This is a genomic window from Mycobacterium paraffinicum (assembly GCF_001907675.1).
GTDB lineage: Bacteria > Actinomycetota > Actinomycetes > Mycobacteriales > Mycobacteriaceae > Mycobacterium > Mycobacterium paraffinicum_A.
In genome coordinates this window covers 15,472-29,261 of the sequence record NZ_MPNT01000037.1, presented here as the reverse complement: position 1 = coordinate 29,261, position 13,790 = coordinate 15,472, and the positions used below count along the sequence as shown (strand labels likewise).

General features: G+C 72.2%; 5 protein-coding genes and 1 pseudogene. 3 read left to right on the top strand and 3 right to left on the bottom strand.

Features of this window, described 5'->3' with window-relative positions; all coding sequences use genetic code 11:
• Positions 1-16: 16 nt before the first annotated feature.
• The 3 genes and pseudogenes from BRW65_RS31060 to BRW65_RS26415 form a co-directional block, all read left to right on the top strand.
• Positions 17-192, top strand: a pseudogene (locus BRW65_RS31060) (antitermination regulator); the annotation flags it as partial.
• 10 nt (positions 193-202) lie between these two features.
• Positions 203-1,975 (top strand): ABC-F family ATP-binding cassette domain-containing protein, encoded by a 1,773-nt coding sequence (locus BRW65_RS26420; protein ID WP_073879745.1) that lies wholly within the window; start codon positions 203-205, stop codon positions 1,973-1,975.
• Between the two features lie 5 nt (positions 1,976-1,980).
• Positions 1,981-3,255, top strand: coding sequence for a cytochrome P450 (locus BRW65_RS26415; protein WP_139273243.1), 1,275 nt, complete (start codon positions 1,981-1,983; stop codon positions 3,253-3,255).
• Here BRW65_RS26415 and BRW65_RS26410 read toward each other — a convergent pair.
• The 3 genes from BRW65_RS26410 to BRW65_RS26400 all read right to left on the bottom strand — a co-directional run bounded on the left by BRW65_RS26410 (position 3,238) and on the right by BRW65_RS26400 (position 13,787).
• Positions 3,238-4,299, bottom strand: coding sequence for a type III polyketide synthase (locus BRW65_RS26410; protein ID WP_073879741.1), 1,062 nt, complete (start codon positions 4,297-4,299; stop codon positions 3,238-3,240). The two genes, BRW65_RS26415 and BRW65_RS26410, sit on opposite strands and share 18 nt — an antisense overlap.
• Positions 4,300-4,426: 127 nt before the next feature.
• The gene (locus tag BRW65_RS26405) at positions 4,427-7,456 is read right to left on the bottom strand and encodes a type I polyketide synthase (protein WP_073879739.1); all 3,030 of its coding nucleotides are present in this window, start codon (positions 7,454-7,456) and stop codon (positions 4,427-4,429) included.
• Between the two features lies 1 nt (position 7,457).
• A complete protein-coding gene (locus BRW65_RS26400) occupies positions 7,458-13,787 on the bottom strand; it encodes a type I polyketide synthase (protein ID WP_073879737.1) in 6,330 nt (2,109 codons plus the stop codon).
• Positions 13,788-13,790: the final 3 nt, after the last annotated feature.

The following is a 13,790-nucleotide window of genomic DNA, read 5'->3' as shown; positions in this document are numbered from 1 at the left end:
CATGCGTTGGGCCGCCTACGACATCTACGCCGAGCGGGCGTTCGACATCCTGGTGTGGGCGGTCCGGAGGAAAGCAGCCTGGAGCTGCGCGACGCTGCCAGCCGCTTCCTGGACGCGGTGGCCAGCAAGGCGTCGGCGGAGACCGAGGGTGAGGTCGACCGCGCGCTGCTGCCCCTGGCGCAGCCGCAGTAGGGTCGGGCCAGTGGCGCACCTATTGGGAGCCGAGGCCATTCGGCTCGAATATCCGACCCAGCTGGTATTCGATTCGGTCACGCTGGGCGTGAACGACGGCGCGCGCATCGGCATCGTCGGCCGGAATGGGGACGGGAAGTCCAGCCTGTTGCGGTTGCTCACCGGCGAGCTGCGGCCCGACTCGGGCCGGGTCACCCGGCGCAGCGGCTTGCGCGTCGGCGCGCTCAGCCAGGCCGACACGCTGGACCCGGCCCACACGGTGGGCTGGACGCTGGTCGGCGAGGCGGCCGAACACCAGTGGGCCGGCAACGCGCGGGTCCGCGACGTGGTCGGCGGCCTGGTCTCCGACATCGATTGGGACGCAGCGATATCCACGCTCAGCGGGGGCCAGCGCCGGCGGGTGCAGCTGGCCCGGCTGCTGATCGGCGAGTGGGACGTCATCGCCCTCGACGAGCCCACCAACCATCTCGACATCGAGGGCATCACCTGGCTGGCCGAGCATCTCGAACAGCGCTGGGCGCGCAACGCCGGCGGACTGCTGCTGGTGACGCACGACCGCTGGTTCCTCGACGAGGTCGCCACCACGACGTGGGAGGTGCACGACGGGATCGTGGAGCCGTTCGAGGGCGGCTACGCGGCGTACGTGCTGCAGCGCGTCGAGCGGGACCGGCTGGCCGCCACCGCGGAGGCCAAGCGGCAGAACCTGATGCGCAAGGAGCTGGCCTGGCTGCGTCGCGGCGCGCCGGCGCGGACCTCGAAGCCCAAGTTCCGGATCGAGGCGGCCAACCAGCTGATCGCCGACGTGCCGCCGCTGCGCAACCCCGTCGAATTGGCCAAGCTGGCGACGGCCCGGCTCGGCAAGGACGTCATCGACCTGCTCGACGTGTCGGTGGCCTTTGACGGCCGCCCGGTGCTGCGCGACGTCGAGTGGCGGATCGCCCCGGGCGAACGCACCGGCATCGTCGGCGCCAACGGCGCCGGGAAGTCGACGCTGCTGGGGCTGATCGCCGGGACCGTCGCGCCCGACACCGGGCGGGTCAAGCGCGGCAAGACCGTTCAGCTGGCCGTGCTCGACCAGCAGGGCGACGCCCTGGCCGGCCTCTCCGACGACCGCATCGCCGACGTGCTGGGCCGGCTGCGCGGCGCCTACGAGGTCGAGGGCCGCGAGGTCACGCCGGCCCAACTGCTGGAGCGGCTCGGCTTCGGCGGGCGCCAGCTCTCGGCCCGCGTCGGCGAACTCTCCGGCGGCCAGCGGCGCCGGTTGCAGCTGATGCTCACGCTGCTCTCCGAGCCCAACGTGTTGCTCCTCGACGAGCCGACCAACGACGTCGACACCGACATGCTGACCGCGATGGAGGACCTGCTCGACTCGTGGCCGGGGACGCTGATCGTCGTCTCGCACGACCGCTACCTGCTCGAGCGGATCACCGATCAGCAGTACGCCATTCTCGACGGCCGGTTGCGGCACCTGCCCGGCGGCATCGACGAGTACCTGCGGCTGGCGGCGCGCCGGACCGTTGCGGCTCCTACCGAGCCCCCGCCGGCGTCTTCTCCGGGGATGTCCGGTGCCGAGCGCCGCACCGCCGAGAAGGAGCTGGCCGCGGTGGACCGCCAGCTCGCGCGGCTGGCCGACCGGATCGCGGCCAAACACCACGAACTCGCCGAGCACGACCAGTCCGATCACGTGGGCATCACGCGGCTCACCCGGGAATTGCGGGAGCTCGAGGACGAGGTCGCCGAGACGGAGGGCCGCTGGCTGGAGCTATCGGAGGCGCTTGAATGAACCCTGTGCGGTACCCGCCCGGCGAGGCCCTGCTGGCCCTGTACCGGCGCCGCGGCCCGGTCATCAATTCCGGCGTCGGCCGGCACGGTTACACCTACCTCTTGGGCGCCGAGGCCAACAAGTTCGTGTTCGCCAACGCCGACGCGTTCAGCTGGCGGTTGACCTTTCAGAACCTCGCCATCGTCGACGGACCCACCGCGCTGATCGTCAGCGACGGCGACGACCACCGGCGCCGGCGCAGTGTCGTCGCGCCCGGCCTGCGCCATCGGCAGATCCAGGACTACGTCGCCACCATGGTGTCCACCATCGACGCCGTGATCGACGGCTGGCGGCCGGGGCAGCGGCTGGACATCTACGCGGAGTGCCGCTCGGCGGTGCGGCGCAGCACCGGCGAGAGCCTGTTCGGCCCGCGCCTGGCCGCCCACTCGGACTTCCTGGGCGAACAGCTGCAACCCCTGCTCGACCTGACCCACATGCTTCCGCAGGTGGTCGCGCTGCAACGGCGGCTCAACGCGCCGGGCTGGCGACGGGCGGTGGCCGCCCGGAAACGCATCGACGCCCTCGTCGACGCCCAGATCGCCGCCGCCCGCAGGGATCCCAGGCCCGACGACCACATGCTGACGATGCTTATCAACGGTCGCGGCGACGAGGGCTACGCCTTGAGCGACAACGAGATTCGCGACGCCGTCATTTCGCTCATCACCGCCGGCTACGAGACCACCAGCGGCGCGCTGGCGTGGGCGATCTACATGCTGCTGTCCGTGCCGGGCGCGTGGGACACCGCCGCCGAGGAAGTCGCACGCGTGCTCGGCGGACGGCCCCCGGGCGCGGGCGACCTGACGGCGCTGACTTATCTCAACGGCGTCGTCCACGAAACCCTGCGGCTCTACCCGCCCGGGGTGATCTCGGCGCGCAAGGTGATCCGCGAGATCTCCTTCGACGGCCACCGCATACCGGCGGGCCGGCTGCTCATCTTCAGCCCGTACGTCACGCATCGCGTCCCCGAGATATGGCCCGAGCCAACGCGATTCAGGCCGCAGCGGTGGGACCCCGACGCCCCCGGCTATCGCAAGCCCGCGCCACACGAATTCCTTCCGTTCAGCGGCGGCCTGCACCGCTGCATCGGCGCGGCCATGGCCACCACCGAGCTGACCGTCATGCTGGCCCGCCTGCTCGCCAGGACCACGCTGCGGATGCCGCCCCAGCGCATCCGCGCCGTCAACCTTGCCGCGCTGTCCCCCAAGCCGGGGTTGACCGTCGACCTAGCGCCAGCGCAGTAGCACCAACTCGGCGCTGAATCCCGGCCCCATCGCGAGCATCAGCCCGGGGCCCCCGCCGGGCGGCGGCTTGGCGATGGTGTCACGCAGGATGTGCAGCACCGACGCCGACGACAGGTTCGCGACCTCGCCCAGCGAGCGCCAGGTCAGCTCGAGGGCATCCGGCGCCAGCTCGAGGCTGTTGGCGATCGCGTTGATGACCTTGGGACCGCCGGGGTGCGCCACCCAGGCGGCCACGTCGTCCTTCGCCAGCCCGTGGGCGCTCAGGAAGCGGCCGACATCGTCGGCCAGGTAGCGGTCGATGAAGTTGGTGAGCTCCGGGGACATCACCAGGTGCAGCCCGGCCGAGCTGACGTTCCAGGCCATGATGTGCAGCGATTCGGGGTACAGGCGGCTGCGGGAATCGACGATGTCGGGTCCGCCGGGGCTCAGCCGCTCGGCGCGACGGTCGCCGACGGCGACCACGGCGGCCGCGCCGTCGCCGAACATGGCGGTGCCCACCAGCCCCGAGACGGTCGGCCTGACCGCCGGGAAGGTGAGCGAGCACAGCTCGACCGACACCAGGACGGCGACGCCGTCGGGCGCGCCGCGCAGGTAGTCGTGCAGCCGGCCCACCCCGGCGGCCCCGGCCGCGCAGCCCAGCCCGAACAGCGGCACCCGGCGCACGTCCGGACGCAGGCCCAGCCGTCCGGCGATCCGCGCGTCGAGGGACGGCACCGCGACCCCGGTGACCGTGGTGGTGGCGATCATGTCGATGTCCTGCGGCCGCAGACCGGCCTCCTCGAGCGCGCCGAGCAGCGCTTCGCAGCCGAGTTCGACGGCGTGTTCGATGAAGATCTCGTTGGCCTCACCGAAATCGGTCAGCGACGGGTACCGTTCCAGCGGCAGGACCAGGTGGCGGCTGTTGACCTTGGCGGCGGCGTGCAACCGCCGCACGATCTCCTCGTGTTCGGTCAATGCGGGGAATTGCACGAGTTGCTCGGTGATTTCGGCCTGGCTGTAACGATGCGGCGGCAACGCTCCGAATACACCCGCGATGACGCTCATGCCCGACCCTTTTGCTTGCATCCCAGCTCGAATGGGACTTTCGCTAATTTTCGAATTTTAAGCGGTTGCCGGTAATTCGGCAAAAGTTTGAAGTATTCGACATGTGTCTTATTGGATCGGAATTTGCTCATTCAGCGTCCTCGGTTTTCAGCGCCAGCGCGATCAGATCGTCGGGGCTCAGCTCGTCGATCGGGTCGGTGACCGGTTCGGCGACAACGTTTTCCGGGCCACCCGCCAGCAGCAGAAGTTTGTCGAGCAAGCCGGTTCTGCGCAGCTCGGCGAGCGGAATCCTGCGCAGAGCGGACCACACCTTCTCGTCGTCGGATTCCTGGTCTTCGCCACGAAATAGCTGCTGACGCAGGTGATCGGCCAGCGCGGCCGGAGTGGGATAGTCGAAGATCAGCGTGCGCGACAGGGCCAACCCGGTTGCGGTCGTCAGGCGGTTGCGCAGTTCCACGCCGGTCAGTGAGTCGAAGCCGAGGTCGGCGAAGGCGCGGTCGGGGTCGATGGCACGGCCGTCCGGGTGTCCCGCGACAGCGGCCGCGTGCTCGCAGACCAGTGCGACCAGTCGCCGGCGTTGCTCCTCGAGGGTCAGCGCGTGCAGTTGCTCGGCGAGGTCCGGGGACCGGCTTGCGTTGGCGGGCAACGCATCCTGCGCGCCGCCCAGCCAGAATCGTTGGCGGGCAAAGGCATACGTGGGCAGCTCGACGCGTCGGCCTCCGGAGCCGGCCAGCACGGCCGGCCAGCCTACGGACACCCCGGCGGTGAACAGCCGTCCGGCCGCGGTCAGCAGCGACTCGACCTCGGGACCGTCCTTGGGCAGGGTCACCACCGAGACGGGGCGCTCGGTCGTCAGCGACTGGTCCACCGCCGCGCTCAACCCGCCGCCCGGGCCCACCTCCGCGAACGCCGTCACCCCGAGGCCCTCGGCCGTGCGTACGCCGTCGAGGAACCGCACCGGCCGGCGCACGTGCTCCACCCAGTACCGCGCGGACCCGTACCCCAGGTCGGCCGGCTCCCCGGACACATTGGAAATCAAGCAGATTCGCGCTTGCTGCGGCTCGACGTCGGCGACCCGCCGAGCGAACTCGTCGAGCATCGGTTCCATCAACACCGAATGAAACGCGTGCGAGACCGCCAGCCGATGCGTCCGCCGGCCGCCGTCCGCCAACCGCTCCGCCACGGCGGCCACCGTGGTGCGCTCGCCCGACAGGACCACCGCGTTGGGGCCGTTGACCGCCGCGATGCCGACACCGTCACCCAGCATCGGGGTGACCTCGGCCTCCCCGGCGCTCACCGCCACCATCACCCCGTCGCCCGGCAGCGCCGCCATCAGCCGGCCGCGCGCCGCCACGATGCGCGCCGCGTCGCCCAGCGACAACACGCCGGCCACGTGCGCCGCCGCGATCTCGCCGACCGAATGGCCCAGCACCACATCGGGCGTCACGCCCCAGGACCGCCACAACGCGGCCAGGGCGACCTCGAGCGCGAACAAGGCCGGCTGCGCGAACTCGGTGCCTTGCAACGCCTCCGCGTCCGTACCCCACATCACCTCGCGCAGCGGCGACCGCAGGTGGGGATCCAACGCCACCGCGGCCTCGTCGAAGGCGTGCGCGAAGGCCGGGAACCGCAGGTGCAGTTCGCGGCCCATCCCCGGCCATTGGGAGCCCTGGCCGGGGAACACGAAGGCCGTCTTCGCCGCGGACCCGGCCCGGCCTGCGACCACACCGGGCGCCGGCTCGCCGGCGGCCAGGGCCGACGCGCCGCGCATCAGTGCCCCGAGATCCCCGCCGACCAGCACCGCCCGGTGCTCGAACACCGAGCGGGTCGTCGCCAACGACCACGCCACGTCCGCCGCGCCGCGCCCCGGGCCCGCGACCCACGCCGAGAGCCGGCGCGCCTGGTTGGCCAGGGCGGGCTCCGAGCGCGCCGACAGCACCCACGCGAGTGGTGGTTGGTGCGGATCGGCGGGCGTATCCGGTTGCGGCGGTGCTTGTTCCACGACGACGTGCCCGTTGGTGCCGCCCATCCCGAAGGACGAGACCCCGGCGCGGCGCGGGCGCCCCGCCGCCGGCCAGGGCAGCGCGGCGGTGTTGACCCGCAGCTGTTGCAGTTCGGGATTCGCGGAATAGTTGAGGCTCGGCGGCAGCACCGAGTGTTCCACGGCCAGAACGGCTTTGAGCAAGCCCGCGATTCCGGCGGCGGCGCCGGCGTGACCGATGTTGGTCTTCACCGAGCCCACGGTCAGCTCGCGCCCGCCGAACACCTCGACCAGCGCCTGGGCCTCCACCGCGTCGCCGACCTTGGTGCCGGTGCCGTGGGCCTCGATGTAATCGATGTCGCCGCTGCCCACGGCGGCGGCGGCGAGCGCCCGGCGGATCACGTCCGCCTCACCGGGGACCGAGGGCACGGTCTGGCCGGCGGCGCTGTGCCCCGCGTTACCCACGGCACTGCCCCGGATGACCGCGTGAACGCGGTCCCCGTCGCGCAGGGCCGCCGGCAACGGCTTCAGCAGGACCAGTCCCCCGCCCTCGCCGCGCACGTAGCCGTCCGCGCGCCGATCGAACGCGTAGGTGTGACCCGACGCCGACAGCGCGCCGAATTCGCGCTCCAGCATTGCGGTTTCGTCGGCCAGGTTGAGGTGGACCCCGCCGGCAATCGCCAGCGTCGACTCGCCGGCGCGCAGGCTCTCGCAGGCGAGGTGCACGGCGAGCAGCGACGACGATTGGCCGGAGTCGACGGTCATGCTGGGGCCGTGCAAGCCGAAGGCGTACGAGACCCGGTTGGCGATCATCCCCCGGCTGATGCCGGCGAACGAGTGGTGGTCGAGGTTGTCGGCGATGTCGCGCAGCGTGAGGGCCGCGTAGTCGTCGGCCATGGCCCCCACATACACCGAAATGTCCGCTCCGCGAACCGTTTCGGGTACCACGAAGGCGTCCTCGAAGGCTTCCCAGGTCAGTTCGAGGGCCAATCGCTGGCGCGGGTCCATCGCGCACGCCTCGCGCGGCGAGAGGTTGAAGAAGTCGGCGTCGAACTCGGCGACGTCCCCGGGCAACCGCGTCGCCTCCCGCCCGTCGCGGATGAGATCCCAGAATTCGCGGGGGTTTGCCGCGCCCGGGAATCGGCACGCCAGGCCGATGACTGCGACGTCCGCCATGCTAGGGGCCGATCTCGTCGTCGAGGATGGCGAAGAGTTGGCTCTCGGTGGCGGTGGCGATGTCGTCGTCGAACGGGTCGTCGGGCTGCTCCGGATAGGCGACGTCCGCCGGCCCGGTCAGGGTGTGCACCAGGGCTTCCAGCCGGGTGATGAGCTGCGCCTTGTCGCCGGGGCTCCAGTCGGGTTGGCCGAGCAGCGCCTGCAATTCGCGGGCCACGTCGTTGAAGCGGGCCATCCGATCGGGCGGCTCACCGGTCGTACCGGTGGCCAGCTGGCCGTCGAGGTGTTCGGCCAGCGCCGCCGGAGTCGGGTAGTCGAAGATCAGCGTCGGCGAAAGGGTCAGGCCGGTCGCGATTTTGAGCCTGTTGCGCAACTCCACGGCGGTCAGCGAGTCGAACCCGAGATCTGCGAAAGCCTGGGCGGCGTTGACGTCCGCGGTGCTGTGCCCCAACACCGTGGCGGCGTTGCCGCACACCAGCTCGACGAGCTCGCGCCGCCGCTGCTCGGGGTCCAGGCCCTCCAGCCGCGCCCGCAGCCCGGTCAGCGACACCATGTCGGTGGGGTCGAGCACCCGCCGGGCGCGGCGAGTCGCCAAGCGGCTCAACAGCGGTGGCAGCGCGGCGCCGCCGTGCGCCAGCGCGGCGGTATCGAGCCGGGTCGCCACGACGACGGGCGGCTCGGTCAGCAGCGCGGCGTCCAGCAGGTCGAGCGCCTGCGGGGTGGACAGCGGCGCCAGCCCGGCGCGGCTCATCCGGGCCTTGTCGCGATCACCGAGGTGCCGGGTCATGGCCGAAGCCTCTTCCCACATCCCCCAGGCGATCGACAGGGCGGGCAGTCGCTGGGCGTGGCGGTACGCGGCCAGGCCGTCGAGGAACGAGTTGGCGGCCGCATAGTTGCCCTGGCCCGGCGCCCCGACGATCCCCGCCATCGACGAGAACATCACGAACGCCGAAAGATTCAGATTCCGGGTCAGCTCGTGCAGGTGCCAGGCCCCGTCGACCTTGGCCCGCAACACCGCGTCCACCCGATCCGGGGTCAGCGAGGCGATCAACCCGTCGTCGAGCACACCCGCCGCGTGAAACACCCCGCGCAGCGGGAAGCGCTCCGGCACTTGCGCCAGCAGCCCCGCCACGGCGTCCCGGTCGCCGACGTCGCAGGCCACCACCGACACCTCGGCGCCCGCCTCGCGCAGCTCGGCCACCAGCCCGGACATCCCGTCCGCCCGCTCACCGCTGCGGCTCACCAGCATCACGTGTGGCACCCGGTAGCGGTCGACCAGGTGGCGGGCCACCGCCGAGCCCGCCATGCCGGTTCCGCCGGTGATCAGCGCGGTCCCGCCGGCCAGGCCGGCCGGCCCGCCGGGCATGGTGAGGACCACCTTGCCGATGTGCCGGGCCTGGCTCACGAACCGGTAAGCCTCTGCGGCGCAACGCACGTCGAAGGCCTTGACGGGCAGGGGCCGCAAAGCCCCGGCCGCGAACAACCGCATCAGCTCGGCCGACATCTCCGCGATGCGGTCCGGGCCGGCCTCCATCAGGTCGAACGCGCGGTAATAGATCCCGGGCTGGGCTGCCGGGTCGCGCAGGTCGGTCTTGCCCATCTCGATGAAGCGCCCGCCGCGGCCCAGCAACCGCAGCGACGCATCGGTGAACTCGCCGGCCAGCGAGTTCAGCACGACGTCCACGCCGGCACCGCCGGTGGCGGTGGAGAACTTCTCCTCGAATTCCAGCGTCCGCGAATCCGCGATGTGGTCGTCGTCAAGGCCCATGGCGCGCAGGGTGTCCCACTTGCCGCGGCTCGCGGTCGCGAACACCTCGGCGCCCCAATGGCGGGCCAGCTGCACGGCCGCCATACCCACGCCACCGGCGCCGGCATGCACCAGCACCCGCTCGCCGGCGCGCAGGCCGCCCAGGACCGACAATCCGTAATACGCCGTCAAGAACACCACCGGCACGCCGGCGGCCTGTGCGAACGACCAGCCCGACGGTACCCGCGTCAGCAGCCGGCGGTCGACGACCGCCTCCGACCCGGTCAGGCCCAATATGCCCATGACCGCGTCGCCGACCGCCAAATCCGTGACGCCGGGACCGATCTCGGTCACCAGTCCGGCGCCCTCGGCGCCCAGCTGCGCGGCGCCCGGATACATGCCCAGGGCCACCAGCACGTCGCGGAAGTTCACCCCGGCGGCGGCGACCGCCACCCGCACGTGCCCGGCCGCGAGCTCCGCCGGCGGGCCCGACTGAACCGCCAGGTCCTCCAGCGTCCCGGCGTCGCCGGCGGCCAGCCGCCACACCGAAGGCGGCTCGGGCAACGGCAACAGCGGGTGCGGCTTGAGCGGCTGTAGCCGTGCGCCGTAGGCGGTGCCCGCACGCACCACCAATTGCGGCTCGCCGCAGGCGATTACGGAGCCGAGATCGAGCGAACCGTCGGAGTCGACCAGCACCGCCCGGCCCGGCTGCTCGGCCTGCGCCGAGCGCACCAGCCCCCACACCGCGGCACCGGCCAGGTCCGCGACCCGCTCGCCGGGCAGCGCGACCGCGCCGCTGGTCAGCACCACCAACGGCCCGGCGTCCTCGACCCTGGACTGCAACACGCCCAACGCCTCATGGGTGGCGGCGTAGACCGATCCGATCACCCCGTCGCCGGCCGACGTCGGCTGCCACACCTCGGGAGCGGGCCCACCGGCGTTGTCGGTCAACGTGACCGGGGACCACACGGCCTCCAGGAGTTCGCCGCCACCGGAGCGGGCCGCCGCGGCCGCGGACAGCTGGGCGGCCGAGACCGGCCTCGTCACCAGCTCGCGCACCGACAGCACCGGCAGGCCCGACGAATCGGCCAGTTCCACCGACACGGCGCCCTGACCCACCGGCGCCAGCCGCACCCGGACCCGCGACGCGCCGGCCGCGTACAGGCACACTCCCTGCCAGGAGAACGGCAAGACAGTCTCGGCGCCCTCGTCGGCCACGCCCAGTGCGTGCAGGGCCGCATCCAGCACCACCGGATGGATCCCGAAGCCGCCCACCGCCACACCGGCCTGCTGCGGCGCCTCGACCTCGGCGAAGATCTCGGTCCCCCGCCGCCACACCTTCCGCAGGCCGCGGAAGGCCGGACCGTAGCCGTAGCCGCGCCCCGCCAAATCGTCGTAGGCGCCGGTCACGTCGACCGCCGTGGCGCCGATCGGGGGCCACACCGACAGGTCCGCGTCCGGCGTGGGCGCACCTTCGCTCACCACACCCTGGGCATGCACGGTCCATTCGGCACCGGCCTGCGAATACACCGCCACCGCACGGGATCCGGTCTCGCCGGCGGCGTCCACCACCACCTGCACCCGCACCGAGCCGGTCGCCGGCAACGCCAACGGGGCCGACAGCGTCAGCTCCTCGATCACCGGGCAGCCGACCTCGTCGCCGGCCCGCAGCATCAGCTCGACGAACCCCGCACCCGGGAACAGCACCGTCTGAGTCACCGCGTGATCGGCCAGCCACGGCTGGGCGGCCGTCGACAGCCGGCCCGTCAACACCACACCGCCCGAATCGGGCCGCTCCACGACCGCGCCCAGCAGGGCATGCTCGGCGCCGGTCAACCCCAACCCGGCCGTGTCGCGCCCGCCCACCGCCTCCGACGACAGCCAAAACCGGCGCCGCTGAAAGGCATACGTCGGCAGGTCGACCCGGTTCGCGGTCAGGCCGGCGAACGCGCCCGCCCAGTCCACCGCGGCGCCGGAGACGAACAGCTGCCCGGCCGCCAGCAGCAGCGAATCGACTTCGGGACGGCCCTTGCCCATCGACACCGCCGCGACGGCCGGCTCCGCCGCCAGGGACCGCTCCACTGCGGCCGTCAACGCGGCGCCCGGGCCGACCTCCACGAATGCGCCGGCGCCCAGCGATTCGGCCACCCGCACGCCGTCGACGAACCGCACCGGCCGGCGCACGTGCTCGACCCAGTACTCGGCGGACCCGTATCCGGGCCCCGCCAATTGTCCGGTCACGTTGGACACCAGGTCGATTCGCGCCGCGCCGGGCGACACCCCGGCCAGCACCGAGGAGAACTCCCCGATCATGGGCTCCATCAACGGCGAGTGGAAGGCGTGCGAGACGGCCAGCTGCCGCACCCGCCGGCCGCAGTCCGCCAGCCGGTCCGCCACCGTCGTCACCGCGGTTCGCTCGCCCGAAAGCACCACCGCATCTGGGCCGTTGACCGCCGCGAGGCTCACGCCGCCGTTCAGCAGCGGCGCCACCTCGGCCTCGGTCGCGTTCACCGCCACCATCACGCCGCCGGCCGGCAACGCCGCCATCAGCCGTCCGCGGGCCGCCACCACCCGCGCGGCGTCCGGCAACGACAGCACCCCCGCCACACAGGCCGCCGCGATCTCCCCCACCGAGTGGCCGATCACCACATCGGGGGTCACCCCCCACGACCGCCACAGCGCCGCCAGGGCGACTTCGAGGACGAACAACGCGGGCTGGGCGAACTCGGTGTTTTCCAACAGGCCCGGGTCGCCGCCCCACATCACGTCGCGCAGCGGCAACCGCGCGTGGCCATCCACCGCCGCCACGGCCTCGTCGAAGGCCTGCGCGAACGCCGGAAAGCGTTGATACAGTTCGCGTCCCATCCCGAGCCGCTGCGAGCCCTGGCCGGGAAACACGAACACGCGTTTGCCGACCGGGCGGGAACGCCCGACCACGACGCCCGGGCCGGGCGCCCCGGATGCCACCCCGGCCAGCCCCGCGGTCAGCGTGTCCCGATCGCGGCCCACCAGCACGGCGCGGTGTTCCAGGGCCGCACGGGTGGTGGCCAGTGACCAGCCGACGTCCACGGCGCGCAGAGCCGGCTCGGCGTCCAGGTGCGCCGACAGCCGCAAAGCCTGCGCGGCCAACGCCTCGGCCGACCGGCCCGACACCACCCACGGCATCACAATGTCGGGTGAATCAGCTTGTTCCGCAACGGTTTCCGACTCTGGCGGCTGCTCGACGATGACGTGGGCGTTGGTCCCGCTGATCCCGAACGACGATACCCCCGCCCGGCGCTGCCCGTCCCGCGCCGGCCAGGGCCGGGGTTCGGTCAGCACCGACACCGCGCCCGCCGACCAATCCACGTGCGGCGACGGCACGTCCACGTGCAGCGTCCTGGGCATCACCCCGTGCCGCATCGCCTGCACCATCTTGATCACACCGGCCACTCCCGCCGCGGCCGACGTGTGCCCGATGTTGGATTTGATCGATCCCAGCCACAGCGGCCGGTCCGCCGGCCGGTCCTGCCCGTAGGTCGCCAGCAGGGCCTGGGCCTCGATCGGATCGCCCAAAACCGTTCCCGTGCCGTGGCCTTCGACCACGTCGACGTCGGCAGCGGTCAACCCGGCGTCGGCCAGCGCCGCCCGGATCACCCGCTGCTGGGACGGCCCGTTGGGTGCGGTCAGGCCGTTGGAGGCGCCGTCGGAGTTCACTGCCGAACCGCGCAGCACCGCGAGCACCGGATGCCCCAGCCGTCGCGCGTCGGCCAGCCGCTCGAGCACCAGGACGCCCGCGCCTTCCGACCACGACGTGCCGTCGGCGGCACCGGCGTACACCTTGCACCGGCCGTCGGGGGCCAGCGCCCGCTGCCGGCTGAACTCCACGAACGCGGCGGGGGTGGCCATCACCGTCACGCCGCCGGCCAGCGCCAAGTCGCACTCCCCCGAGCGCAGGGACTGCGCCGCCAGGTGCATGGCCACCAACGACGACGAACAGGCCGTGTCGATCGACACCGCCGGGCCTTCCAGCCCCAGCACGTAGGACACCCGCCCCGACGTCACGCTCAGCGTCGAACCGGTCAGCCCGTAGCCCTCCAGCTCACCCTTCACCTCGCCGCCGTAGCCGGCGTGGATGACGCCGGCGAACACGCCGGTCGCCGAGCCCCGCAACGCCAGCGGGTCAATCCCCGCCCGCTCCAACGCTTCCCACGAGATCTCCAGCATCAACCGCTGCTGCGGATCCATCGCCAGGGCCTCGCTGGGTCCCACCCCGAAGAAACCGGCGTCGAAGTCCGCCGCGTCGCGCAGGAAGCTGCCCTGGCGGGTGTACATCTTTCCCGCCGCGTCGGGATCGGGGTCGTATAGCCCGTCGACGTCCCAGCCGCGATCCGCCGGGAAGTCCGACACCGTGTCGCGGCCGTCGTTCACCAGCGCCCACAGGGTCTCCGGCGAATCGACCCCGCCGGCGTACCGGCACGCCATGCCCACCACCGCGATCGGTTCGGACAGCCTGCCTTCCAGCTCCGAGACGCGTCGCCGCGCCCGCCGGAGATCCGCCGTCAGGCGTTTCAGGTAATCGACGTGCTGCGTGGTATCCGGCATCGC